Below are 26,853 nucleotides of genomic sequence, written 5' to 3' on the forward strand. Positions count from 1 at the left end.
GCGGATGGCCATCCGCCGGAGTGCGGACGGCCGGGACCGCAGGCCCCTTGGCTTGAACCGGGGATGAGATTGGTCCGGCCGTCCTCGCGTTTGTCCTGAACAGATGATGGGGAGCAAGTCCCGCATGCAAGGCAAGGTTTCGTTCCAAGAAGACGCGATGCCGGTAGTTTATGCCGGTGTGGACGTGAGTAAAGAGTGGCTTGATGTTCATCTGCATCCGCTGGGCGAAAGCCGGCGGTTTAGCAATGACAAGACCGGCATCCGCCAGCTGAAACGGCTGCTGGCCAGGCATCAGCCCAAAAGCATCGTGATGGAGGCAACCGGCAAGTTCCATCGCCCCGCCCATCGCTCGCTTTGGCTCGATGGCTTTGCCGTCGCCGTGGTCGATCCGCTGCGCGCCCGCATGTTTGCCCGCGCCTGCGGCTATCTCGCCAAGACCGACCGTCTCGATGCCCGTTTCCTGGCGCTCCTGGCCGAGAGCCTGCGCCCGCCGGCCGACACGCCGCCAAGTCCTCACATCGAGGCCTTGCAGGAGCTGGTCAATGCACGATCGGCAGCCAAATGCGACATCACCGCCCTGCAGAACCGCAGCAAGACTGCCACCACCGCCCTTATGCGCGGCGAACTCAACCGCCTCGTGCGTCGGCTGGAACAGCATGTCGAACGTCTCGACAAAGAGATCGAACGATGTGTCGGCGAGGACCCGCAGCTCTGCCGCAAGGCCGAGATCCTCACCTCCATCCCCGGCATCGGCCGCGTCACGGCCCTGGCATTGATGGCCGGCATGGACGAGTTGGGCAGTTGTTCGGGCAAGCAGGCCGCCATGCTGGCAGGGCTTGCACCAATCGCCAACGACAGCGGTGCCCGAACCGGACGTCGTTCCATCCGCGCCGGCAGGCCAGCACCCCGGCGCGCGCTCTACATGGCCGCCTTGTCGGCCCGTCGATACAATCCCGCCCTGGCTCGTTTCGCAGACACGCTCAAAGCCGCAGGAAAACCAGCCAAGGTCATCCTGGTCGCCATCATGCGCAAGCTGCTCGTCTTGGCAAACTGCCTCCTAGCTCACGATCGCATCTGGACACCAAATCCGCCTTGACAACCAACACAGATTCTCATCCCGTGCTGGGCTTTCCGTTGCGCAAGCAGGACGACCGCCACATCCCTCATTACGATTTTTGCCATCTTTATCGATCAAGGACTCACGAGATCGCCCCAATTGTCTTGACGGATCTGTTCTTAGAGCCGGCCGGCCGGCCCCAAGGACGCCATCGACGCATTTAATTTCGATGCGGCTGAGAGGATGCAGACCAGAAGCTTAGAGACATCAGCAGCATCCCCGTTTCGCGAGTACTAGGTTCCCTCGTGATGCTCCATCTGCGCCCGCTGAGGGACAATTAACGTGACCGACACCAAGCGGGTGAAGGTACAGGGGCTGCACGTATTTGCTTCTAGTCGAACTCGAGGAGACCGCTGATCCGGCGTCGCGGTTTCTGGAGTTTTGCGAGGGAGGAGCTCCGCGGGCGGCTGATTGACGGCGACGCCCCCGTCTTACTCTACATCGGCGAGCCTCAGCGTCCTCTTTGGGCCGGCTGTTTTCACAGCATCCGTGCAGCACGCCCGCTCCGCCTTGTAACGTTGTTGTAGTAGCCTGCAGCCTGCTGAACGGATCGATGTCGCGATTGCTCCATCGCTTCCAGAAGAGGGATGTTCCGAATGGCGGCCTCTGTCAGATAGCCTGACCGCAGCCCATGAGCGGAAAACTCCCCCGGCTCCAACCCAGCCATCTCCGCCCGCTGCTTGAGAATGGCATTGACCGACTGCGGATCGATCGCCCGCCGCGACACAGTCCCCCAGCGCCCGATCCCCCGAAACACGCTGCCGCTGTCGATCTTGGCGGCCGCCATCCAGGCATTGAGCGCCTCCACCGGCCGGCCGGTCAGATAGACGACATCGTCTTGCTCACCGGAGCTGGTCTTGGTGCGACCGAGATGGATGGCGAGAGAGGGGAGGGGGGCGCCATTCTCGACTGGGATCGGCACCTCGACGGTCAGTTGCTCGCGGCGCAGTCCGGCGATCTCGCTGCGCCGGCGGCCGCCGGAGGCAAAGGCGACCATCAGGATCGCCCGGTCGCGGAGATCGCGCAGGCTGTCGGTCGCGCAAGTCGCCAGCAGCTTTGCCAGCACGTCGCCGGTGACCGCCTTGGCGCTCTTGCGAAGACGTTGTCTTGGCGCGGCTCGGATCGCCAGCCGAATGGCTGATTTGAGGGCAGGGGAGGCGAACGCGCCGTCGAGGCCGCGCCACTTGGTCAGCGTCGACCAGTTCGCCAGCCGCCGCCGCACTGTGGCTGGCGCGTGTGGACCGACGGATTTGAGAAACCCTTGGCTCCTGAGGCTTTCGTCGACGTCGGCCGGCATACCGTGATCGGGTGCGGAAGCCCGCTTTTCCGGATCCCAGAGGTGATGAGCGACGAATTTTAAGAGCAGCGCTTCGGGCGCCGGCCAGGGCAGCGACTTTTTGGTGGCGGCCAATCCCCAGGCTTCCAGATAGGCGAGATCCGAGGTCAGCGCCCGCAGCGTGTTGTCGCCCATGCCCTGGTTGACGAGATGGCGCAGGGTTTCGACGTCGTCGTCGGTGAGCAGTTCGGCGAGTTCGTCGCGGCGCTCGATCGGCAGCACGGCGGCGATGGTGTCGAGCTCTTCGGCACGGCGCTCGACGGCGGTCAGTGATGTCTTGGCTTTGGCCACGGGCGTCCCAAAAAGTCGCGGGTTTTGGCGGCCTTGAGGGCCGTGATTTGCCCCGATTCTCGCTGATTTGCGGCTCCAGATCAATAACCATCGATAAACGTTGGTTATCGATGGCCAGACGTGGCCTGGAGCATCATGAATAGTGACGGAAGTTAGTGAGACATTGGTTTCCGCAACAGGAAATGACGACGTTAATTCATATGGTTAACGAGGCGCAAACACCACCAGCTTCCGCGAAGTTGGCGGTAAACGGCCCCGCAGAATGAGACCATAGGCAATCGAGGCAGACCGAACCTGCCACCCGACGCGGCGGTAAGCTCGGCAGACCACTGACCGAACTGCTATGTAAGCGGAGTTCCGGCCGATCGCTCGTTCCGGCCTATGCCGCTTCCCAAACCTGGTTCAGGATTTTTGCCGCGAGCGCCGCCTTATCCTGCGGCAGGAAACGACTGTAGTGCTGCTGCACAACATCCGGAGTATCTTGGATAGCGTAGCTCGCCTGTTCGTAGGAGCCCGTCTGCTTGAGGATATGGGTCGCGAGAATATCCCGCACGTTGTGCGGCCCGTGCGGCAGCAGGCCCTTGATGGCGCCGCGACCGGTATACGGATTGTAGATCCCGTATCGTTGGATGACGGTCCGCCAGGCTTCGTAGAAGGTCGTAGAGTCGTAAGCGGCGTCGAGGCTGGTCGTCTTGACCGTCTTTACGAACAAGGTGCCGGGATCCTTTGCGCCGGCGAGCAGCACACCGCGGTGTCGATCGATATAGGCTTCCAGGTATTTATAGAGATCGAGAAGGTCCGGCAGGATCAGCCGGAACGGTTTCTGGCCAAAGAAGGACGAGCCGAAATTCTTGAAGGCGACGGACGGGATGAGCACTTCCCAGCCACGCTCGCGGTCGCTCCAGCGCAGCTCGCCGCACTTCATGCCTTCCAGCCGGCGCTCCGCCGTCGGAAAATGACCGCTCGGGCAGACGCGCAGCTGCCGGAGGTTCTTCTGCCGCAGCCCCAGATGAAGTCCGAGCCGAAGCATCAGGAAGGAGCGGACAGCTTCCGCCGCCTGCCGTGGATAGTGGTCTTCGTCCGGCATGCGCGTCAGGATCTCGTCGGTGATCTTGCGGTATTCCGCCAGCGGACTGTCCGCTTCGAGGATCACCATGATCGGCTCGAACGGATCGCGATGCACCCGCATGACCCGCTGCACTTCCTTCGAGCGATTAGCAGCATGCCGATGAAACGCGTCGCAGGCGCCATGCCAGTCGCGCGAAGCGAATTCGATCTCCTCTGGCGCGATCAAGCCTTCGATCGGGCGAACGTTCTTCAGAAGCTCCGGATGCTGCCGGATCCAGCCGACCTCGGCACGGGTGAGGGCTTGGGCGACCATCAGCATGTCTTCTTCCCACTTGGTGTAGAAGCCGCGTCGCTGCTCACGCCATTGCAAATACCAATCCCAGACACCCGGGAAAATCAGCATGCCGAAGGTCAGCTGGCTGAGCGGGACGCCGCGGCCTTTGACGATGCCGGCGGGTGAGGCGGCCAGCGCCCCGAACATTAGTCCAAGATGCTCGACCTTCTGGGATGCCGTTTCCTCACCCCACACGCCATTGCGCTGAAAGCCGATCGCCGTCAGTGTCGAGGTCTTGAAGCGGATCAGGTCCGCCATCTCCATCGCCAACCGCGGCGGCGCGTCGACTACGCCGGAAAGAAGGTCCGGATCCTCGAAGGATTCGTCCGCACTGGGACTGGTGCCACTGGTCAGCACGGCCGATCGGGGAGACAGCGATCCGCCGCCATAGGTGATGCCGGGAAAGCGGATGGCATAGCGCTGTTTGCTGGCCGCCGCCTGGTATCGGTCGATAATCGGTGGAACCGGAGATGATGACCCGCCGCACCCAGTCGAGGATTTCCTCGCGCTTGAAGAACGGCAGGCTGCCAAAGTCATCCGGCAGATGCCAGGCCAATCGCCGCCGCTCGGCAGGACTGATATCACCAAGATCGTGACCATGGAGCGAGCGCGACTGATGCGGAAGCTTCCCCTTGAAATATCCCGACGGCAGTCGGTAGCGGCGCTCGATGCGGGCGAGGATATCGAAACTGGCAATCGATCTCGGCGCGCGATCACCCTGGATCCATGACAAGAGCGTCTTGTGGTCGAAATTCTCGCCGAGACGAATGATCGCGCGATAGAGTTGCCAGTAACTGTCGCCGAAGCGGCGCATTTGGTAGATGAGGGCGTCGTCAAAACTCTCTGGATCGTCCGCCGCCTCGAAGAGCGGTTCGGGAAATTCCCGGATCGGTTTTGGCTGCGGACCTGGCGATGCTGAGGCGGGTTGAGCCGGGGTGTTGTCGCTGCCCAACCGTTGCGGCTTGCGGTTGGAGGATGCGGTCGGTACTGGCGTCTGATGATTGGGTTTGGTCGGTTTTGATTTCGGCTTTGAATGCCGAACGTCTTCCGCAGCGGGCGCCATACGAAGCCATCGGAGGATGGCGTCGAGGCCAGGGCGGAGTTGGCTTTTGAGCTCCAGTGTCATCTCGTCCTCGATCCCGCAGGCTTCACCGATCGTCGTCCAGTCAATGCGGCCGTTGAGCAAAGGCGGTGATTTGCGGTAGATGATCAGACTGATGAGATACGGCCGGATATTCTCCAGGACCTGTTTCGATGCGACCGGCGCAATTCGAACGTCGCAGAAGTCTGAGATTTTTCGTTGAAAATGACGTGAGGATATATCGTCTTTTGGCATGCTCGCATCCCTCTCGGCCCCAATGCCGAAGGCGAGCGGAAATAGGAGTTGTCGTTTGACAAAACGTATATCGGAAGGAGCACAAGACGATCATCGCGATTGGTGTTCTGAGCTACCTCCAACGATAGCTCTTACGAGATCGTTCCGGCCGGCGGGACCCGGACCATCAGCCGGCCATGAAGGCGCAGCTCGGCGGGGAGTAAGAGAGTTGCGGTGAATGTGGATCAACCGTAAAGCGCGCGCTATATTTGCAAGTCCACGAACAACTTTCTGGAACCTGAACCCACGTCTTATCTCCTTCGGATGTCTCGAAAGTGCCTTCCGAAAGAGCGAGTCCGTGGCCATCGGGCCGAACTCACCCAGCCAATGAAACGTCTGAGAATGTTATCGGATGCGCGTTGACAAGTGTTGAAATTCAAGCCGACAGTTTTCCGTCAGCCTCGGCATCACCATCGTCGAAACCAAGGTCCTCTTCCAGCGTCTCGATCAAGACCTGCGCATCGTTTGCAGGCAGGATTTCAACGTTGCGCAGCTTACGGTTGATGGCGCGGCCTCGCACCTCGACATTGTCGATCTGGTTGGACGCTTCCTGCAGCTTCTTTTTAACCTTCTCCAGCACTGGACCGAATTTACCAAACTCCTCCTTGACCGCAGAAAGAACCTGCCACACTTCGCTTGAACGTTCCTGGATTGCAAGTGTGCGGAATCCCATCTGCAGACTGTTAAGAATGGCGGTGAGGGTTGTCGGTCCTGCCACTGTAACGCGATAGGTTCGCTGGAGGTCGTCGCACAGTCCCGGGCGACGGATGATCTCGGCGTAAAGGCCTTCCGTTGGCAGAAACAGGATCGCGAAATCTGTCGTCTTCGGTGGACGAATGTACTTACTTGATATGTCCTTGGCCGAGTTCTTGATGCGTGTCTCCAAAGCCTTCGAGGCTTCCTCGACGGCGGCAATGTCCCCGATCTCTGAGGCCGCCTGCAGCCGTTCATAGTCCTCAATCGGAAATTTCGCGTCGATTGGTAGCAGGCACTCTTCTGTCTCGCCGGAGCCGGGGAGTCGGATTGCGTATTCGACACGTTCGTTGCCAAATTCGGACATGGTGGCATTCGCGACATACTGCGCAGGCGTCAGAATCTGCTCGAGTAGAGCTCCAAGCTGCACCTCGCCCCACGACCCGCGTGATTTTACGTTCGTCAGGACGCGTTTCAGATCGCCGACGCCCGTCGCCAGGTTCTGCATTTCACCCAGGCCCTGATGAACTGCTTCGAGGCGTTCGCTGACGATCTTGAAGGAGTCTCCGAGCCGTTTGTCAAGCGTACCCTGCAGCTTCTCATCGACGGTGACGCGCATCTGTTCGAGCTTCTCACCATTCTCTTTGCGCAATACGCCGAGCTGGTTTTCTACACTGAGCTTTAGTGCTTCGCCCGTCTGCGCGTTCTTCTCGCTCAACACTTCTAGGCGCTTGCCAAAATCCTCGTGTTGGGCGCGCTGGATATCAAACATCTGCTGGTTCTGTTCGATCGAGTTCTTGGCAAAGCGGTCCAGGCTAGCTGTCACCGTTTCCGTCAGTGCCTTTGTCCGCTCGCCAGCATCGGCCTTCATTGCATCGAGATTCTGAATGACCTGATCACGAAGCTCGCGGAACGTGGTGAGGAGGGCTTCCTGGTTTTTGGAGAACTGGGCTGCGCTGTCGCTCGCCATCTGACGAAGCGTCTGGGAAACTTGGTCTAGGTTTTCCTTCTGCTGTTTCGCCGCCTCGGCGGACTGTGTCCGCAAGGTTTCTGCGAGTGCCGCAATGCTCTTTGTGACTTCCTCACGCAAATCCTTAGCGGATGCCGTGCCTTCTTCGCGAGCAGCCCGAAGATCGTCGCGCACATTGCGCTCGATGCGCTCCTGGGCCATTTCCAGGGCGTTCAGTTTTGCCGCTGCGGGATCGGCGTCAAGCTTTCCGGCCAACCTTGAAAGGCGGCTTATGACCACGAAAACAACGAGGAGCGATACGAAGGAGCTGAAGGCGGCGGCGCCCCACAAGCTCCACTGAATGTATTCCTGATCCACGAGCATGGTCCTGCTTGATTCCCAACCAATCCTGCGGCTACGAGAATCAGTAGCCGACATCTTTGAGAAGAAGGCACGTATTTCGGGCAACCCTCAAGTAGCGGCCCGCGTAATGCTGTGCCTTGTGGATAAATGTTTCTCTCAAACGTTCGACGCGATCCAATGCTAGCTGCTCATCATAGACTTGAGCCAACGCCAAACGCGTACCCACCACCGGTCAGGATACAGTTCAGCGTAGTAGTGTTCACGCCGACGCTCCTCGGCCGCGCGGCCGGCGGCAATTTGCTCGGGGGTCCACTCAGTGGACCACTCGACCTTGCCCCGGTCAATCCAATAGTGCGACTTGCAGGGGCGCTGCCAATTGCCGATCGACGGTCGCAGCGATGGTCCTTGGGGGTGATCGGTGAATTGCCATTCGGTCGGCCCAAGAGGTGTCCGCACCTTTGAACCGCAGCCGCATGCGCATAAGTGCGCGGCAGTCTCGAACTCCTCCGACACATAGAGAACGCCCGGCTCAAGCTGGGCCGGCATGGTTTGCACGCATTCTAGCTCAATTCTCATCATAAGCATCCGCGGTGAGGCCGAGGTCGTCGATCCCGAAGAGCATGTGTCGATACCCCTCGGTGTCTCGATAAAAGCCCCGTATTTGCTTGTAGCGGATCACGGCGAAGCAGGCATTAAGCGCGTTCAGCTCGCCGATCTGGATGTTTGAACGATAGATGTCGTCGGCCGCGTCGGACAGGTCGGCGAGCTTCCGGTCGCGCATCGTTGCACCTTCATGGACGGGATAGTAGGTGGCGCGCAGCATGCCATCAATCGTGCCATGCTTGCGGTTGAGACCCATGCCAACGTCGATGAAGGGAATGTTGCGAGAGATGAGCGCGTCGAAGATTCCTGCGCGCGACGATCCTTTGTCAACACAGACGAAGGCGAAGGTAACGCCGTCAAGGCGCTCTGCAGTGTCGTGGTCGATGTAGGTGGCTTCGACTGTCAGCCCGTGCCGAAAATTGTCATAGCGAGCGCCGTAGACGGTGGCTTTTGCCGTCCGAAGTTCCTCAGTGGCGAAGCGACCCGGGGAGCGAAACGCGGTGTGGACATGGTAGGTGTCGCCATCAAACGCGCGGATATTAGGCACCGGCGTCTTGACCAGAAGATCGAGTAGATAGGCGCCGGTGCCGCCAAGTCCGATGATGGCCACCGTCTCGTCGGCGAACCCCGTGTTCAAGTCGCCGATCTGCGCGCGCGACGTTAGCGTGTCCTGAAGCTTGAATATTGGATCGGGCTCGAAGGTTTCGACCACCCGATAGGTGAGGGGTGTCGCGGTGGGATGCCGCTCGATCGCAGGTCCGGAGATAATTGATACGTAGCTTTCAATCTTGGCGTAAAAATCAACGAAGCTGCCTTGGGGCAATGGTTTGTTGGAGAAGGAGCGTTGCACGACAACATCGGCGCACACACTACTCAGTTGGATCCTCGTCTCACCGCCGCCGAGGTTGAGGATGGGTGAGCCGTCAAGCTGATGGGGATGGCCGCCGGCAAAGTAGATCTGGTGGTCATCCTGCTGGACGTGCTCCTCGTCAACGAATACCAGCTTGGCGACGATCGCGCCGCTCTGCAGTGCGCCTTGCCGATCGAGATAGGGGATGTCACGCACGACGAGGCAATTGCTGTCGAACGCGACCGCATAGCCGCTCTCGACGAGCCGAGCGAGGTCGGGGTTACGACTGACCAGTTTCCGAAACACTGAAGATCATCCCTTCTTTGACTTTGACCGAGGCGCCCGGCGCCAGCGTACCTTCAGGCTTGTTGCCCTGGCCGCGCTTGTAGCGCACCGAGTAGGTGATCTCAGGGTGCTGGGCGTAATCCGGAACCTCGAGCGTCACCACCTCCTCATAGCTGATGTCGCCTTTGGGCCAATCGTGTTCGGTACCCTCGACTACGATAGTGACGGTCTTGTTCGGGTTGTCGTTATCCATCCGTGCGAATCTCCATCTTCCGATTTAGGCAGTGTCGCACTAGTGGATGTCAGAAGCTGTCACCCCCGTATTCGCGCAGAATGCAAAGTGCGTTCACCAGCGACATTTCTTCGATCGTTCGGCAGGATGTTTGGAGCAGCAGCGGGCTGGCGAACACCATCGCTGCCGCCTGAGCGCGCGAGACAGCGACGTTGATTCGGTTCAACGAGAATAGGAACGAGATGTCGCGCGGCAGTTCCTCGCCGCTCGATGTTGTCATAGACACGAGACAGATCGGCGCCTCCTGACCTTGGAACCGGTCGACCGTGCCGACCCGCACCGCGCCCGGGAGCGCAGCGCGGAGGGCGTTCACCTGCGCATTGTAAGGAGCAACGACAAGGATGTCGGCGTTCCCGATGACACGCTCGCGGCCATCGCGATCACGATAAGTCGCGCCATCAACTTCCGCTATCCGGGCCACGATCGCTTGGATTTCCTCGGGGCTCACCTGAGACCGACCGGCATGTGTGACGGCGCGCATGCCGGCACCCAAGAGATCAATACCAGTGCGCGAGACGAGCGTTTGACCGCGCGCCGCGTCGTCGCTGCGGAGCCGCCCCTCGTAGACGGCCGTCGAAATGAAACCGCAGACCCGTGGGTGCATTCGCCGGCTGACCGGAATGAAAATGCCGCGGTCAGTCGGTACTACTCGGTGCCCATCGATCAGATATTCGAGACACGAACGTCCACTGTCGCCGGGGTGGCTGCCTTGCAGGGGTTGGGGCAGTTGCATGGGATCGCCGACCAGCACGATGTTGCGGCTGGACCTTGCCATGGCGAGGATGTTGGCAAGGGAGACTTGGCCAGCCTCGTCGACTACCAAATAGTCAAATGCTGCGTCGCTGTATCGGGCGAAATGCCACGCAGTTGCGCCGACAACATGTGCGGATGCGATCTCAGGCGCGTCATTGTCGCTCACAAAAACAATGCCAGGATAGGCCTCTTCGTCGCCGTCGTCAGACGTCTTCTGAACGAGTCGGCAGTTCATGCCCTCCACCCGTGCTCGGTCTGCCACCGCCTTCAGCAAATTGCTAATCGCCTTATGGCTATTTGAGGACACGGCGACACGCTTGCCTGCCCGGACAAGGTCCACGATCGAGAGCGCACTAACATACGTCTTCCCGGTGCCCGGCGGTCCCTGGATTGCGAGCGTAGAATCCGCCATTGCAGCGATTGCGCGGCTTGTTTCGATGGACAGGTCGCCGTCCCCTGAAATCACACCAGGGGACCGCAAACCGCCCACGAACCGGGGTCGGGAGCGGGTGAGTATGTCCTCGATGGCAGGGACGCGCCCAGTGTTGGCAATGATTTCCTCGGTTACCGCAGCGACCGCGTCCTTCAGGACGCTATTGCGCAGAGGCCTCGGCGGCAAAAGGTCAAGGCGATCGGGTAGAGGGCCTTTCGCGATCGAGCGGCGCAATACCAGCGTGTTCGTATCGTGGTCGATCGACCGCAGGTTAACGTCTTCTGGCATTGCTGCCGGCTTCAAGCATGGACTCTTGCCGGCACGCAGCTTCGTCTCCTGCTGTGGGAACCGATATGTCCGTTCGAAGGACTGCTTCGTGACCTGCACAGGCTCGCTTACGGCCTCCAGGCCCTGGATGCATTCGAGGTCGTCGAGTAGTTCCTCGCTTTCCTGCGCGAGGCGGTCGAAGATCGCCCAATAAGCCGGCTTGTCCTCGCGCTTGTGGAATTGGCTGAGGTCAAGCAGCAGATCGGCCACTTGGTCGCCGAGACGCTCTCGCACTGGCTGCAGTTTGGCGCGTAGGACCCTGATCTCCTCATCCTCTGCCTCGATATTTGAGAGTGATCCGCCTTCAGGCACCTCGCCAAGGACTGCCCAAGCCATTCCCGTCGGGCGGACATCGCTGACAAGCCAATCGCGAAGCAATTGTGTCGAGAGGCAGTCTGTACGATTGTAGTCGTGGATCTCGTCGAGCAGGCGCTGCTCGCCGGTGTGGCGCCACTCCTCGTAGAAGACGACGCTGCTCCCGGCGGTCGCGACGTCACCCGCACGCTTCTTCATGTAGAACGCCTCGAGATCTTTGATAGAGTAGCCTTTCTCCGATGCGATCATGGCGCCGGAAACGACCTTGAACAGATCGACAAAGCGCCGCTCGCGCTGGAGTTGATCTATCGCGGCCTCGCAGGTGCGATGCTGCGCGGTCAGCCGCCGGAGTGCAGCAATTTCGTAGTTGGCATAGTGATATATGTGGGCGTTAGGGTGCCGCCGCATATGCTCGACGAGGAAAGTCAGCAGGTCGGCCACCGAGCGGCCCTCGTCCTCGCGGCTATGAGCCCAAAATGCCCGAAACGCCCACTCATCCTTTTCGCGGTACCAGACGCCGTGAAGGTACTCGAGCCCGCCTGGAAAATACGGATCCCCCTCGATATCATAGAATACGTCTCCCTCATCAGGCGCCGGCAGCAGGCCGAACCCTTTTCCAGGCTCCGCATTTCGGAGCTCGAAGGCCGGCAGCCCACCAGCTCGGCGTGCCGACTGCAGGCGAGCCTGGGATACCAACTTGCGTTGGGTTTCGGCCGCCATTTTCGGCACGCGATCTTTGCATACAACAAGAGCGGCCATGGTGGTGATACCGGCTGCCTCGAGTTTCTGGCGCTGAGACCTGCTGATACCGGCAACCAGCGCCAGACTATCGTCGGCGTCCCACTGCTCGGCACAATGGCTACTCCAACGACACAGGGTGCACGCCGACACGGGTTCGGACCGGGTCTCGGGACGCTCCACGAGAAACGCCTCCAGCATCCGCCGAGCGTTGCGTGCGTAGGCCGATACTTCCGAAAGCCGGACAGTGAAGCGGCTACCGTCGCCCAACTGGAGGTGGGCGGCCTCTGGCGCCACGCCCTGTACCTTTCCAATGAGATCGCTGTACAAACAGAGTTGGAGGACATGTTTTGGATCAGGCCTCCGCTTCAGCTTGGTGTCGACGACCTCGTACGACCACGCGCCGAGATCCGAAGGTCTTTCGACGCGTTCAAGGAAGTCGCTGTAACCGCCCCATGCGCCATCGAGCAACGCGCCCTGAAAAATGATGTTGGGGCCAGTCCTCATCGCCTCGAGCGTCAGGCGTACCGACTCTTCGAGTGAAATGTTGTCCTTCGGAATCTCGATGACGCTATGGCCATCCGCCTTCAGCCTATCCAGGAACGCAAGTTCGTGATCATCGCCCTGCTTCTGGAGTAGCTCGGCTTCAGGGCCGTCTTCATCGGGCTTAAGGTCGCCAACTTCGATCAAACGCAAATCCAAAGCCGTCGCATGGCGACAGCCCTTGAACCGCATGAGGTCCGACGCACTCAGTCGCAACAAGTGCCCAATCAAGCGCATGCGCAATCTCCTTTCTTCCGCTATAGCAAAAGAGGGCGACAAAAGCTGTCACGGTGATTCTATGTCTTTCGCGAAGGCTCAGGAGCTTCTCAAGCTAGCGATGATGGCGACCCGCCGAGGGGGCGTGTCACTTGAGGAAATCATCGAAGAGTTCGGTTGCGTGCATCGGTCAGCGCAGCGCATGACGGTCGCATTGAAGGCTGCATTTCCCCAGACGCAGTCTAATGATGGCGACGATCGCAAGCGCCGTTGGCGAATCCCGGCACGGGCGATCGCACCTCTCTTGACCCCCTCGGCTGAGGAGCTCGCTGCGTTAAGTACGGCAATCACGGAACTTGAAACGGCTGGAATGAAGCCTGAAGCAGGTACGGTTCGCGGACTCGAGCGAAAGATCCGGGCGCTTATTCCGCCGGAGGCCGGGACGAGGCTCGCGGTCGATGAGGAAGCGCTGCTCGAAGCCTTAGGACACGCGGCCCGACCGGGACCGCGCCCCGCTGTCAGCAGTGAAGTCGATGCGGCGATTTCTGAAGCGCTCAAGGGGCCGTTCCTGCTGCGGATATCTTACCGTAAGCGCAAGCAGGACAAGCCGACTGAACGGGTGATTGCGCCGCACGGCCTGCTTCTTGGAGTGCGTCGCTACTTGGTCGCGAGGGACACGGCAAAGAAGCCCGGAGCACCCTTGCAGCACTACCGCGTCGAGGAAATCTACTCGGCCGAGGTACTCGATGAGAGCTTCGATCTCGATCCCGGTTTCAACATCCGCACGCACGCGGAGAAGGGCTTCGGGTCGTACGAAAGCGCTGCAGAGCACGGCGACGTCGTATGGCGGTTCTCGCCGGACGCCGCGCCCCACGCGCGCCGATTCGTATTCCATCCGACACAGACCATAGAGGAGGAGCCTGACGGCTCGCTGCTTGTGCGCTTCAAGGCGTCCGGCCTCCTCGAGATGTGTTGGCATCTCTACTCTTGGGGAAACTCGGTGGAAGTGCTCCAGCCCGCACGGCTGCGCGAGATGGTGAACGGGCACCAGCGCAGATTCGACGCGCTGCCGTGAGACGATACCGGGAAAAGAAATCGCGTCCGGCCGTTCTGCTGACGAAGTGCGAACGGAAGCGGCATGTGAGAGGGCGCTCGCCCGTCAGTATGAATTTAGATATCAGCTTGGCGGCCATTGCTGCGGAGGCTATTGATCGGTATGCGAAATCGATAGAATTGGGGCGTGAGAATGGATTGGGAGAAACTGCTCTGCAGTGAACGGCTTGGCGACAAGCACTATGAGCCTAGGCCGAACCGGTCGATCTTCATTCAAGATCATGACCGCATTGTTTTCTCTGCGCCATTCCGGCGACTGGCCAACAAGACCCAGGTCCAACCTCTCTACGAGCATGACCACGTCCACCATCGCCTAATCCATTCCGTCGAAGTCAGTAGCGTCGGACGATCGCTGGCCATGCGAATTGGTAATTGGCTTGAGGAAACACATCGGATCGCCAGCGGCGAGTCCAACAGCTTGGCGAACATTGTTCAGGCAGCTTGCGTCGCCCATGATATCGGCAATCCCCCCTTCGGCCATTCAGGCGAAGCGGCGATGGGCGACTGGTTCGCGGAGAAGTTCGATGATTCTAAAGGGATCATGGCGGAGGTCGAGGATCAACACCGCTCAGAATTCGTGAGGTTTGAAGGCAACGCACAGGGATTTCGGATTATTTCGCGGCTTGAGATGTACCGCAATGATGGCGGTATGCGCCTGTCCAAGGCAACTTTGGGGGCGTTCACGAAATATCCGACCACTTCTGCCGTCCGCGAGAGCATTGTTGGCAGCGGAGATGTGACATATGTCGGCCTCAAGAAGTTCGGCATCTTCAGTTCCGAGATAGAGCTGTTCAAGGAAGCGGCCAATTCGTTGGGGCTTCCTGAGGAAGTGGACCGCATTGGCAATTGGTGGCATCGGCATCCGCTGGTGTTCATCGTCGAAGCCGCAGACGATATCTGCTACAACATCGTCGATCTTGAGGACGCCTTCACGACTGGTGAGCTCCCATTTGATACGGTCAGAGGGCTGTTGCACGAGGCCGCGAACAGCCCGAACCGCGATGTGAGTAGCCTCAGCCGCGCCGAACATATCGCTTTATTGCGGGCATTGAGCATTGGGGCCGCAGTCGAGAGTTGCGTCGAGGCCTTCAAGACCAACTACGATGCCATTATGGCTGGAACGTTCTCTAATTCTTTAGCTGATGCAGGGCCGATGGCCTCTGTCTTCGCAAAAATGAAGACCCTGTCCCGGGACCAGGTCTTCACGGCCCGGAGAAAGACTGAGTTGGAAGTGTCTGGTCGGCGTGTGATAGGCAACGTGATGTCAGGCGTACTTCCTGTCTTCGAAGATCTTTTTAAGGTCAAGTGGGATCAGGATGGGCTTTCCGACCACACACGGCAGCTCGCTAGGGCGCTCGACTTGGACTTGCGGGACGTTACCGATGCCCGGCGCGCTCTGCACGCTCTTGCTGACTTCACGTCGGGTATGACTGATCGATATGCTGTGAGGATCGCGAGGATGCTCAGCGGTATCTAGTGAACGGCGCGCCGGCTTCTTTAACGTGCTGCGTATGCAGATCTTCGGTATTGCTGCGAACAAGTTGATGGCGAATGAGCGCTGTAGGGGAGCTGCCGTGTTATCCTACCAACCGCGTGCCCCCGACAACTTTTATCGTCGAGATTGTCGATGGCAGCAATGCGCCTCATTCCGGTCGTTCAGTCCGATATTGCGCCGCTGGTCTGCTCACAGCGTTGGAGGTTCAGTCACAAAATAGGGCAATTAGGCGGGTTTCGGAGTTGCGGCATCGTCACCGACGCCGTAGGGGTTCGGGTCAAGAACGTAGGGGAGAATGGTGGAAAGAAGCGCCGGCAGTTTTTTCGGGTAAGAGGCTACACGTTTCAAATCGACGGTCGCCAATGTCATCCGCCGTGTCGCCAGGGCTACAAGGAATTCGAGAACTGCTTCACCCTGGTTTTCTGCGTGACGTTCTAGCATTTTCAGTACCAGATGGCCAATCTTGGCGCTGTGATTGGCCATCTGGGGATCCGCGTAACTTAACTCGTGCGGAAAGGCTGCCCGTAACAGGCTGGCCTGGATTATCCCGTCGTTGAAGCGCGTAAAGTTTTCGCTCGACAAAACGGTCATGTGGAACGGCGATTGGGACAGAGGAGCTGCCTGCCCGGTTTTGGATGGTGTTCGACGGTTTTCGAGGATGCCGGCGATTGTGGCGAACACGTCACCTTGCCGTACCTTTTTAGCTTCATAACCGGGCTCCCAGAAGGCGAAGCTCGGCCTCAACTCAAGCGAGTGACCACCGGTGTTGGGAAGGAAGAAATCGTTTTCGACAATGGTATCGGACAGAATGACGCGTCGGCGCTCCGCAAACTCGAGTACCTCACCGTCGGCCTTGTTCATTGACTGATCAAGCGACACTTTCGTCCAGAACCCTAGCTCCTTCTTCCAAGCCAGGTAGCGGTTCTGGTGAGGCAAGGTCATGGAATCGACCACGCAAAAGGTATGCTTGTATTCTTTGTTGTTGTGTTCGAGGTCCTTCAGCAAGGTGCCTTGATATTCCGCCATGCTGTGCTTGCTCAACCCGGCGAAATATGTTCGTGGCAGATTTTCGAACGGCGTGCGAAGGTCTCGACTTGCGTCTTGGAACGATTGACCGGAGCCCACGGTGGCTGCGACAATAACCACGCCCTTCCGCTCTCGCGTCGCATCATCGGGCTTTGACGTGTCCAACACAAACGGCCTTTGAAGACCGAGGGCGTGGATTTCTTCCGCGACGATCTCGGCCAGGCGCCTACTATCCTCGCCTCCCGTTGGCAGGATGTGTGAGGTCGAAGCCGGAACGTTGCGCTGCACGAGCTTCCTGATGGCCAACCGGTTTTCTGAAGCCAGCAATGTATGCTTCAGCTCAACAAAAAGACCGTGACCCGCGTGTTCTATGTCCAGGCGCAGGCTGAACGCGTTCTGCTCGCGATACTTCTTCATCACTGCTTTGAAAGCCGGCGTCGCTGCCGGTTCCACGAGCGTATAAGCAGAGATGGTAGCGGCGTCCCTCAGGAACTGGTCGCCGACAAAAGTGATCAGCCGGGAGCCGTCCTGACACCACGGGCATGTGACATCCTCGAAGGTCTCGAGCATCAGCGGCTCAAGTCCCTTTGTCGTTTCGCGCGCGTCGAATACGACCGTTCCGGGGACACTCCTTGCAGTCGAGAACAGCGTGATGATGCGATCGGCCGGAAGCTTGGTCTGTCCCGCGACAAGTTCGGGAAGAGATCCGCTTGCGGTCGCGGAGATTAGTATCATTTCCTTCGTATGGTCCTGAACCCAGAGCTGGTCTAGGCCCTCATATGACAGAAAGCTCTGTACCTGGATGCTGGATGTCATGTCCGGGGATAGGCGGCTTTTCAACGCGCAGGCCGCGTACACTAGTGAAGCAATGGAGGAGGAGTCGATCCAAACCTTCTCGGCGTGCACAACGAGGTATGGCAGCAAGGCCAATGCAAGAAAACCGATTTCCTCGCCTTGAATGAGTGCATTTGCGGCCCTGAAGAAGGCGCGCGAGTGTTTGCGGCGTGGATGAACGAAATGATGGGCGTGGGGAGCGACCAACACGGCTCCACGGGATGAAACAAGGTGATGCGTACCTGAGTGAATGATGTCTTTGAAGTCACCAGCGGTGAGCTTCAATTTCCCTTGCAAAACAGAGGAAGCGGTTGCGATCACTTTACCCTTCCCATCGAAGGATGCCACAACAATCGCGGTATCGGACGGCAAGCGTATCTGATTCCGTGCCTGGATCATCGCCTTCACCGCTTTGGTCATGCTGTCCGCTAGATCCGTCGGCGCGACAATGATCAGGGCTTCAGGATAGGGATTGCCGCTCAGAATGTCCCTGTCGACGATCTCGATCAGGTCATGTTGCCGAAAGCTTGCAAGCGTTGTGACGAGCACGAGGCAGTCAGCGTGTTCCTTGCGCGACCAATGAAAATGGTAGAAGGCGCTCATTAGTTACCCAGCCCGATCGGAATGAGGATAGTGAAGACCGCGCCGACGACATGGGCGTGTTGTTTTGGTTGTCCTCCATCGACATCGAGAAACGCCAGGTCCTGCCCGAGCACCCGCGGCTCCATGGTTCCCGGTGGAAACCACTTGCACAGGGACAATCTGCCTGTCCTCAACCGCATGAAGCCGCCGGCGGACTTTAAACCAAGCATTACCCGGGGAAGGCCCCATCCATGGGCTGAATTTGGAACCGACGTGATGCTTTTGAGAAAACATCGATGGACGAGGCCGTATTCCTGGGCAATCGACATCTCCTCGGGCACTGGGCTGCCATAGGCCCGTGCGGCAAGTCCGGGACCGCTGTCGAAGACCGAAACTTCCAGAAACTCCACCCTCGGCCTTGCTGCATGCCGCTCCATACTCTCGATGTATTCACGGAGTATCGGAAGGCCTCCGGAGAACGAATCGATCGGGATATCAACGGGTCGTAGGGCAAACACGATGCCCCGTGCCGAACGTCGGTAGAGCGCGCCGTCAAGGTCGGTTCGAGCATGGAGGTGCGTGTTCGAAAAGAGTTCCCGAAACAAGGTGGCCAGAAGCTCGGTATCGATACTGTCCTTGTTCAGTCGCTTCCGAGCTATTAGCCGGGCCAACGCTTGCTGTACGAGACCGGTGAAGTCGCTGCGTACCTCGCCTGTCCTTGGATGATAGAGAAACGGATTTGGGCCCTCGCGCTCCAGGTGATCCACTGAAATCAACGGAAGCGATTGCCCATGAATCATTTGACCGAAGCTGCCGGTATATAGTTCGTCCAACCGCTGACTCACCAATCGGAGCATCCCGCTGGTTACATCGCGCTCGCCGTCGCGCCCGATAATGCGGTCGGCGAAAGACGCGGCAATCAGGCCGTAGGTACGGTCGAGCAACGTTTTCGCAGCGTGTTCGGGAGAGACATCAGTGCCGAGCTGGAGCGTCGCCGAGGGCTCATTGCGGCGCGACCATGTCATCGCCAGCTGCGCGCTGCTGACGGAACCACCCGGCCTTGCTTCGAATCCCCACTTATTGGGTACCGTCAGCCTGCTCTCGCGCTCATTGACGAGGCCAAGCACCGCTTCGAGTTTCTCGTATCCGGCGGTTTGGCCGAGACGATCACGAGTGTCTGCGCCGTTTGCCATATCCGACGGCCTTACTGATTGGCCAAGACGGCCTGGAACTCGTCCCACTCGCGCTTCGACATCGCGGTGTCGGATTGCTCAAGCTTCTCGCCAGCCAGCATTCTGCGCAGTGCCTTGACGGCTTCGCCCGAGAACGTCGCCGCTTCGAGCCGGTGCTCGCGAAAAGCGTCGTAGGTCAGTGGAACCCATTTTTGCAGGATGTCGAGAATGACGTCGGCATAGACCCTGATCTCATACTGAGCGTGTGTATCGGCCCGCAACCGTAGGAAATTCATCAGATTGTGGAGGTCGGTCTTCCAGTACCATTGCGTATAGAAGTTCAACGACAGGTTCATGCGCGCAAGTTCACGCGCCAATCCCTGTCTGCCCTCATCAATAGGTCTTCCCGTCTCGTCGTGGTTCAACATATCGAGATAATGATCGTAAGATCGCTGCGAGTCCTCGGTCAGGAGAGCGAGAATGCTCTTGGCCTCGTCGGGACCAACAACTGCACCGCGGCCCTGGCGGTTCTGGACCGATTGAGCAGCAAGCTGCGCCGGCTCCGGTATGTAAAACTCACGGTCGAGGATGGAGTAGCGGGCAGAGTACTCATTGACGTTGGCCATGCGGTGCCGGATCCATTGACGAGCGACGAAGATCGGCATCTTAACATGTAGCTTTATCTCGGCCATTTCGAAGGGCGTCGTATGCCAGTGGCGCAGCAGATAGTTGATCAGACCACGATCTTCGTTGACTTGGCGTGTTCCGCGCCCGTAGGACACACGTGCCGCCTGAACCACGGCACTATCATCGCCCATGTAGTCGACAACGCGGACGAAGCCGTGGTCGAGGACGGGAAACGCTTCGTAAAGGATCTCTTCCAAGCCGGGGGATACCGATCTTCGGGTAGACGCGGTGGCGTCTCGCGACTGTTGGATCTGGAGCTTTTGTTCGTCAGAGAGAGTGCCCATCGTGATCCTCACATCCCTTTACTGCATTCTCGCTACTACACCGAGTTAAGGCCCGCCCGTTCTACCTATGTGTCGCAAACAAATGGTTGACGAGCAAGGATTCCAACGGATTTGCTGATGCGACGGAGCCGCGGCGCAATGGTTTCGATTTTTATGTAGATCGAGCTTTCCCCTATGCTGGAATTGTTCGCGCGTTTCCCACGGGATGACGACTGGCATCCCATCTTCCGGGAAGCTTTTGATATGATCGCGTTGCGTCTCCCTGGGTCATGAAAGCTGACGGCTCAAAAACAGGCATTCAGCCACGTCAAGTACGTGTACGGCCTGCGGAAACTGTTATCAATTTCGGATCGTAATAACGGCGTCAATGGTTCCGATCCCTTCAAGGCGTGCTATCAATGCGACGACCTGGACGATCAGGCCAGTGACCCGAGATTTTATAGTGCAACCTCTCCCCCTAGAAGGGCCTAGACCGCTCAACATCGAAAAGCTCTTTGTGAGCGGCGAGGAAGCTTTGGGCGCATTTACGGTTCGGTTCGTTCACGTCGATTTCTACGTAACGTTCGTGAGACAGCTGCCAGCTTCCGTAGCTGCTGGTAGAGCTCATTCGGAGCCGTCTTGATCGTCTGGTAGGCCTCGGCTCTTCCTAACTGTCTCTGAAGTCATGGGCGCGCCTACCAAACGCTTGCCGCCGCCAGCTCGATGTCTCGCGATAAGCATCAGGACCGCGTCCGCTGCGGCGCAGCGCTTCATCCGGCATGTTGCATGATCTCATCGGTGATCTTGCGAAAACGCCAGGGGGCTCACAGCCTTGAGCGCCGTCATGATCGGTTCAAACGGGTCGCGATGAGCAAATCCGTTTGTGACAAAACCCTATCTGGGTCTGAGCTTGTCGTCTCCGTTCCTCCATTCGTCAAATGTTTTGTATGGTGCTATCTCAGATTTTCGTGACTGATTGACGAAAAGGCTAGCTCCGACGACATCGATCTTCGGATAGAGCTGTAGATACTCCTCTCTGTCAAAATCCAACGTGCCATGGTCGGGAGTGATCGGAAGGATGGCAACGTTTCCGTTCGACCCGTCGAAGTAGCCCAGCTCCCACGGCATCCATCGCGAGCGTTGTGAACTTTGTGAGTAGACGTAAATGAGCGTCGAACATTGATCCATGCGCCGACGCAGCTTTTCCGCCGTTTCGCCGCTGACATGTTCTCGGTCCAGATCGGGATCATCGATCCAGTCGATGTATACAGTCTTCCCGGTGTCCTCCAGAAGACGTTTTAGTCCGAGTATCAAACCTGCATCTTTGATTGAATGAGAGAGGAAGATATCAAAAGAGTCGCGAAATGCCGATATCGCGTTATGTGCGGCGATGAAAATTCGGGCGGTTTGCGAGTCGATCCCAACAATTTTGGCACGCACTTGCCTTTCGGTAATAAACGTGGCCACTAGACTGCTTCCTCTGCCATCCTGGCCGAAATGATACTTTCCTGTAGTGTGAATCGCCTTTATATTACAGGCTGGATTCGTATGGCACCTTTCCTTATCCAGATAGGTTTTAGCTGCAGCCAGCGGAGAAGACTTCCAGTTACGCTTAGGTTCGCCGATCTTGTCGGCGAAATTCTCGCGGCTGCTCCATTGGACGCTATGCCGCCGCCGTTGCCATTTAAAGCCTATGCATAGGAACGCGGTAAGTCCCCGTATTTCGCGACTGGAACGTTGTTAAAACCGCCGGTTCGCATAGCCCGGAGTACGGGGACGCATGGGGTCGTCGGGATGCTTTCTCCACACATTGAACGGCCGGGAGTTTGGTGCCTCGAAGATCGTTATACCGTTCGGCCCACGGACGTTGGGACGCACGATCTTGAGCTTCCACTCCTCTGTGACTTCCACGTAGGGATAGAGTCCTAGAAATTCGCGTTGTCGATAAGATTTCGTTTCCTTTCGAAGCACTGGCAGGATCGCAACGAGGCCTTTGGCGGCATCGAACCAGCCCAGTTCCCAGCACATCCAAAGGGATTGATCGGCATTTTGGGTGTCAAGAAAAAGCAGGGCGTCGCTGATGCGCATCGTGTCACGGATGAACTCTGCGTTCGCAGGGGTGACCTCGTCGCGCGAGGGGCTCGGTGCCTCCAGCCAATCGCAGAATACAGCATGCCCCATATTGGTCAGGACTGAGTAAACCCCAAGTACAATCTCTGCGTCTCTGATTGTTTGTGATAGAAAGATGTCGTAATGCTCGCGGCGAGAGCGCCCTAACTGTCTAAGCGCCTCATCAGGTGTTTTACCGAGACCTCGAGCAAATTCCTTGCCCACCTCCCGCATGTCATCCTGTTCCAGAAATGGCATTCTCAAGCGCTACCAGGGTTGGCGGGCCGTCCCCCCTTAGACCAGAAGCGCTTGTTGACATCCGCTGGCTGCTCTTGAGGGGTTCGAAATCGCTCCTCCCGTTCAGAAATGCCAAGGTGTCGGTGAAACAGCGCCACAAAATCGAGATTTGTCTTAAGGTCATCCGAAACGCCGCCCATCCTTTCGGCAACAAGTGACGCTGCACCGCCGGCTGACACGAGAGGGATGAGATTGATTTTAGGCTGCGCCTGCCGGAGCATCTCGAACTCGTCAAGGATGCCACCCATGCCTCCTATGAAGACGGCGTTGGTGAACTCATTTTCTGTGAACATTTTTCGGCGCATTTCTTGAAGGCTTTTCTTCAGATCCTTGTCCACATCATCTGTGTAGGTAACGTTTTGGAAATGCTTATTTTCTTCAGGAAACTCGTCTTGGAAATGTCTTGATTGGTACAGGCGGACCCAAGAGCCATAATCTATTTTCATGTCGGCGGCGATCGTCCAAATCATTGGTGTAATCGCTGGCTGCCCACCCCAGATAAGCTGACGCCGACCGAGGGTGACGTAGACCAAAGCGGAGACAGCGGATGCTATCGCAACCGTATCAGCGGTTTTCGCATACTCTGGCCCCCGTTTGGGATCGGGAACCCCTGCGGACAGAAAAACTGCACCATCCATCTCACATCTCCCAGGCAGCCAGATCCCAGCTGGCGTAGCCTACTCTCATCGCTCTTACAGAAGATATATTGTCATCAAGCCATTTCAAATGGGCCGCCCATGCCTCACCGATGCCGACTTGGTCATAGACGAGAACGGGCGTTCCTCGTTGTCGTGAGTTTCGAGCTCGCTCCGCAACATCATTCAAGGTAAGAGCGGTAGGCACACCCACGATAGGATAAGCCCAAACCCTCTCGCCGTCTTCGAGCTTAATCGCGACGGCTCGATGAGCGCCGACACCCTCAACGATTCCTTCAATCTTCAAAACCTCGGCGCGTAGCTTTCCGGTTATCGACATGTAGCGTGAGGCGATACTGCGGCTGCGTAGCCTTTCAATTGCAATAACGATGTCGTCTGCGGTTTTAGAAATTATTGGGCCATCTGGGCCTTCCAGCTCGTTGGGATCGAGATAAATTGTTTCAGCAAGGTCGGTGAACCTACTTGGACGGTGCTCCGGCCACACGACGCGAAGCACATGAATTTCCTTGGATCTGGCTCGCCCGATTTCTTGCTTGGTCCATTTGCTTTCGAAATAGGTCGGGGTGTCGAGCATCACCATGACGTCGGAATCACACAATCTGTGCCAGAGAACGTCTTGAAACGGCTCACCAGGCCGGATGTCGTGCGTGTCCAGGAACACGTCGTACCCGCGGGATGAAAGTAAGTCGTGAAGCTGAACCGCGGCAGATTTAGATTCAATCCGGCGGTAGCTTACAAACACCTGCCTCTGGCGTCGAAGTAACCCAAGGCACTCCAACACTGCGGCGGCTAGCTGCCGCATTTCTGGATCATCATCTGACCGTTGATGTCCATTGAAGACTTGGAGAAATTCAGGGATTACCCCCGAGAAATTCTCATCTCGTCCGAAACTTGGAATGATTGGGGCACTGTCCTGAACAACCCCCTTGGCGATTTCGATATCCGGCGTAGTCGGATGGCCGAAATAGACCGCAGCGAAGGCCGCGTGTCTATCGCGTTGCTCCAACTCCCCGCCGGTCCGAATGACAACGTCAGTTCCGATCTCCAGCGAATACTCGGCAATCATCTCGGACAACGTAAGCCGAAGCCGCGCCCGCTCTTCTGGAAGCGCGCCACCCAGAAAGCCTATCTCATATATACTCATGTTCCGCTCCACCCATCGGACAATTTTGGGACGTGCCAATCAAGCTCTTAGGTCGATCGCCGACTCAACCCAGTCCGCGAGATTGTTCTTGATGTGGTCGTAGACGTTGCTGCTCGTCGTATACGGCGGATTGTACACTTTCGCCCACTTTGACAGCGGATAGCTGCCGACGGTAAAGCCATCAAATGGATTTGGCCCCATGGTGGCCTGGTTTCCATCCGAATCTTTCAGATTGTGGATGTAGACCCCGAGAACCCCTTTTCCGTCATCAAACGCTTTCCTGATTTCATATTCCACCCATTTGCGCTCCGCGGTCCGCTGACCAATCAGTACAATTAGGCAGGTTTTGCCTTTCAAATTGTCATCGATCCATTTTTTGATCGCAGCGTCGCCCTGATTTTCGATCTCTTCCCATTTATTCGCGCTGAGGATCGGCTGCTCTTCCACGACGCCCATATTTTTGACCTGCTGAACCCGCCAATGATCGTCCCCATAACAAAAGCTGAGAAATGTATTTCGCGCCATCGGCAATCGCCTCCCGTTCTGGTTGCTCTGCACGATATAAACGACTTGCCACAACTGCAACCTGAAGCTCCGCTTTCGGCAAAAGATATTTGCTTCTTACTACCATATAACGTCGGCCGGGGCGTTTCTTCGAAAAACAATGCGTTTTGCACTCACTCCGCGGCTACGCGGTCATGCAATGAGCGGGATAGTGCAACACCGAAACAATTGGAAAAAATTTCATTCTCCTCCCCTAGGCGGCGTCGAACATTCCGGGCATGGTGGCGCCATCGCCTGCACAGGTTGTTTTCAAATGACTGAAAAGCCATACATATTTATAAGTCATTCCAGCAAAGACATGGCCGCACTCACGCCGATCATCCGAAACTGGAAAAGTCTCGGATTGAATATTTGGTGGTCACCTGACATTTCGGAGGGCCGCTGGGACATCATCACCCGACAGAAGCTTGACGAAGCCACGCGGGTTGTTGCCGTGTTAACCGAACATACAGCAAATTCGGAACTCGACTATATTTTCGTCGAACTCGAACTGGCGCGAAAGCAAAACAAACTCATCCCTTTGATGATCGGACAGAGGGCAGACGCCTTCAATCTGCGCGCCGTGACGGCAATGATCCAAAGCTACTACTTCGAGGATATTGCCCAGATCGCGGACGGTGCCGTATCCGCCAAGCTGGTCGATACGTGCCGTCGTGCTCTTCGCGCCAGCGCAGAGCCGACTCCGGCCGCGCCCACGCGGCCAGTTGCAGAAACCGCAGCCGATCGCATAGAAACGTGGTTTTCGAGCATTGAGCAGAAGCTCACGCCCTATGGCCAGATCAAAGCGTTTTCTCATGCCTTGGCCGTTGCCGTTTTTGAAATGAGCCCGGCCACTGTTGTCGACGACATTGCCGACGACCTGTCGCGGCGGCTTGTGGAGGCCGAGCTCGATCGGGCGTCGTCCACGGTCGATCCCGGGTATCCGAAACGCGCTCGGCAGGTTCTCGATCTCCTCGCCTGCGAACTGGCCACGCTCGCTCATCCCATTCTCGGTGTCGACCAGGACGTGGTCCGCTTCCGTGATCCGGAGTGGGCGGGTCATTTCCTCAAATTTGCGTGGACCGAGTTTCCGCAACGCCGGAAGGTGTTGGCCGACTGGTGGCGATCGATCGCCGAGCGGGCCAACGCGGACGGGAAAATGCGCCTGGGATTTGCGTTGGGCCTGCTTGCGCAAAGCCATTATCTCGACATGTTCGACACGCTGCTGAAAGAATGGCTGCTGTCGGGCTCCGAAGACTGTCAAAACGTGGCAGACGTCGCGTTGAGCGTCGCTGCGTTCGATCCGGTGGCCGCCGACGCGATCGCGCGTCTGGTGGAATTCTGGGCAGAGCGCGGTACGCGAAATCAGCTTTCCGCGGCGGTGCGCGTAGCCTGTGGCTACGCCGGAACGCGCATTTCCGGATTGTCGGTGGCGACGCTACGTTATGCAACGCTGCATAGCGATCATGCCGTGACCGGCGAGTTATTCCAGTCTATAGAAAAATCGCTGTCCAACCTGATGCAGACCCACGCCGAGAGCGCCGATAAAACGCTTTTCGACCTGCCGGGCCTGATCAAAAAGCTTGCGGACTGGGTCGGCGAGGGGACGGCATCGCAGCGGTCAGACAACAGGATGGACGAGAACCCTTACCCGCTGATGCTGTTTCTGACCGTGCTTGGCAAGCTGCCGCTCACCGCTTCGAACCGTCATCAGGGAAAGCTGTCGCTCCAGGCGCTGTCTTGCGACGCCGAAACGGTTCGTCTGATGGCAATCATCCTCAACACGGCGCTTCATCGGCATCGCATCGGTCAACATCCGACGCGCGAGAAGGCACGCGCGATCCTGAAGTCCTGGATCGCGTCGCGCGAGGCAGAACTCCGCGTCGATACGCTGGCAGATTCGCGCGAGGATCCGCTGGCAATTTTGGCGAAAAACCTCGTCGATACTGCCCAGACGCAAGACGATATGGACCGCATCGGCTTTCTGTTTGAACGAGCCTTTACGCTATCAGATCTAAACGATAAATTCCACCAGCAGGGGAAATGAGGCT

The 26,853-nt window shown here is 57.9% G+C and carries 18 protein-coding genes and 1 pseudogene; 4 read left to right on the plus strand and 15 right to left on the minus strand.

The window, feature by feature from the left end:
• Positions 1-124 precede the first annotated feature (124 nt).
• Positions 125-1,096 (plus strand): IS110 family transposase, encoded by a 972-nt coding sequence (locus J3O30_RS30405; protein ID WP_207585664.1) that lies wholly within the window; start codon positions 125-127, stop codon positions 1,094-1,096.
• Between the two features lie 499 nt (positions 1,097-1,595).
• Here J3O30_RS30405 and J3O30_RS30410 read toward each other — a convergent pair whose 3' ends face one another.
• The 7 genes and pseudogenes from J3O30_RS30410 to J3O30_RS30435 all read right to left on the minus strand — a co-directional run bounded on the left by J3O30_RS30410 (position 1,596) and on the right by J3O30_RS30435 (position 12,902).
• Complete coding sequence (locus J3O30_RS30410) at positions 1,596-2,744, minus strand: site-specific integrase (RefSeq protein ID WP_131645521.1); 1,149 nt, start codon at positions 2,742-2,744, stop codon at positions 1,596-1,598.
• Positions 2,745-3,123: 379 nt separating this feature from the next.
• Positions 3,124-5,482, minus strand: a pseudogene (locus J3O30_RS30415) (hypothetical protein).
• 415 nt (positions 5,483-5,897) lie between these two features.
• Positions 5,898-7,547, minus strand: coding sequence for a DNA recombination protein RmuC (rmuC, locus tag J3O30_RS30420; RefSeq protein WP_018068212.1), 1,650 nt, complete (start codon positions 7,545-7,547; stop codon positions 5,898-5,900).
• Between the two features lie 159 nt (positions 7,548-7,706).
• On the minus strand, positions 7,707-8,111 hold the full coding sequence (locus tag J3O30_RS33545) for a DUF6527 family protein (RefSeq protein WP_311043809.1): 405 nt from the start codon (positions 8,109-8,111) through the stop codon (positions 7,707-7,709).
• Positions 8,092-9,285 (minus strand): ThiF family adenylyltransferase, encoded by a 1,194-nt coding sequence (locus tag J3O30_RS30425; protein WP_207585665.1) that lies wholly within the window; start codon positions 9,283-9,285, stop codon positions 8,092-8,094. Before J3O30_RS30425 ends, J3O30_RS33545 begins: the two co-directional genes overlap by 20 nt.
• A complete protein-coding gene (locus J3O30_RS30430) occupies positions 9,260-9,517 on the minus strand; it encodes a multiubiquitin domain-containing protein (protein WP_018068209.1) in 258 nt (85 codons plus the stop codon). Before J3O30_RS30430 ends, J3O30_RS30425 begins: the two co-directional genes overlap by 26 nt.
• Positions 9,518-9,566: 49 nt before the next feature.
• Positions 9,567-12,902, minus strand: coding sequence for a TM0106 family RecB-like putative nuclease (locus J3O30_RS30435; protein WP_207585666.1), 3,336 nt, complete (start codon positions 12,900-12,902; stop codon positions 9,567-9,569).
• Positions 12,903-12,963: 61 nt separating this feature from the next.
• Between J3O30_RS30435 and J3O30_RS30440 the strand changes: the two genes are divergently transcribed.
• Together J3O30_RS30440 and dgt are read left to right on the plus strand one after the other, a co-directional pair.
• Complete coding sequence (locus J3O30_RS30440; RefSeq protein ID WP_207585667.1) at positions 12,964-13,956, plus strand: WYL domain-containing protein; 993 nt, start codon at positions 12,964-12,966, stop codon at positions 13,954-13,956.
• A 171-nt stretch (positions 13,957-14,127) separates the two neighbouring features.
• Positions 14,128-15,471: a dGTP triphosphohydrolase gene (dgt, locus tag J3O30_RS30445; protein ID WP_207585668.1), complete on the plus strand. Its 1,344-nt coding sequence runs from the start codon at positions 14,128-14,130 to the stop codon at positions 15,469-15,471.
• Positions 15,472-15,714: 243 nt separating this feature from the next.
• Here dgt and J3O30_RS30450 read toward each other — a convergent pair whose 3' ends face one another.
• The 8 genes from J3O30_RS30450 to J3O30_RS30485 form a co-directional block, all read right to left on the minus strand.
• Positions 15,715-17,952 (minus strand): hypothetical protein, encoded by a 2,238-nt coding sequence (locus J3O30_RS30450; RefSeq protein ID WP_207585669.1) that lies wholly within the window; start codon positions 17,950-17,952, stop codon positions 15,715-15,717.
• Entirely contained in the window at positions 17,952-19,124 is a 1,173-nt protein-coding gene (locus tag J3O30_RS30455; protein ID WP_018068204.1) for a hypothetical protein, read from the minus strand. The genes J3O30_RS30450 and J3O30_RS30455 overlap by 1 nt, the downstream gene beginning before the upstream one ends.
• Positions 19,125-19,135: 11 nt before the next feature.
• Positions 19,136-20,074, minus strand: a complete 939-nt coding sequence (gene thyX, locus J3O30_RS30460) for an FAD-dependent thymidylate synthase (RefSeq protein WP_207585670.1) — start codon at positions 20,072-20,074, stop codon at positions 19,136-19,138.
• Positions 20,075-20,947: 873 nt separating this feature from the next.
• Entirely contained in the window at positions 20,948-21,520 is a 573-nt protein-coding gene (locus tag J3O30_RS30465) for a toll/interleukin-1 receptor domain-containing protein (RefSeq protein WP_207585671.1), read from the minus strand.
• A gap of 273 nt (positions 21,521-21,793) precedes the next feature.
• Positions 21,794-22,420 (minus strand): hypothetical protein, encoded by a 627-nt coding sequence (locus J3O30_RS30470; RefSeq protein ID WP_207585672.1) that lies wholly within the window; start codon positions 22,418-22,420, stop codon positions 21,794-21,796.
• A gap of 2 nt (positions 22,421-22,422) precedes the next feature.
• Entirely contained in the window at positions 22,423-23,097 is a 675-nt protein-coding gene (locus tag J3O30_RS30475; RefSeq protein ID WP_207585673.1) for a hypothetical protein, read from the minus strand.
• A gap of 1 nt (position 23,098) precedes the next feature.
• Positions 23,099-24,259, minus strand: coding sequence for a toll/interleukin-1 receptor domain-containing protein (locus J3O30_RS30480; protein ID WP_207585674.1), 1,161 nt, complete (start codon positions 24,257-24,259; stop codon positions 23,099-23,101).
• A 39-nt stretch (positions 24,260-24,298) separates the two neighbouring features.
• A complete protein-coding gene (locus tag J3O30_RS30485; RefSeq protein WP_207585675.1) occupies positions 24,299-24,784 on the minus strand; it encodes a TIR domain-containing protein in 486 nt (161 codons plus the stop codon).
• Between the two features lie 292 nt (positions 24,785-25,076).
• On the opposite strand from J3O30_RS30485, the gene J3O30_RS30490 reads away from it, so the two are divergent.
• Positions 25,077-26,849 carry a toll/interleukin-1 receptor domain-containing protein gene (locus J3O30_RS30490; protein WP_207585676.1) on the plus strand — a complete coding sequence of 591 codons (1,773 nt, stop codon included), beginning with the start codon at positions 25,077-25,079 and terminating at the stop codon, positions 26,847-26,849.
• Positions 26,850-26,853: the final 4 nt, after the last annotated feature.

The sequence above is a fragment of the Rhizobium sp. NZLR1 genome, from assembly GCF_017357385.1.
Classification (GTDB): domain Bacteria; phylum Pseudomonadota; class Alphaproteobacteria; order Rhizobiales; family Rhizobiaceae; genus Rhizobium.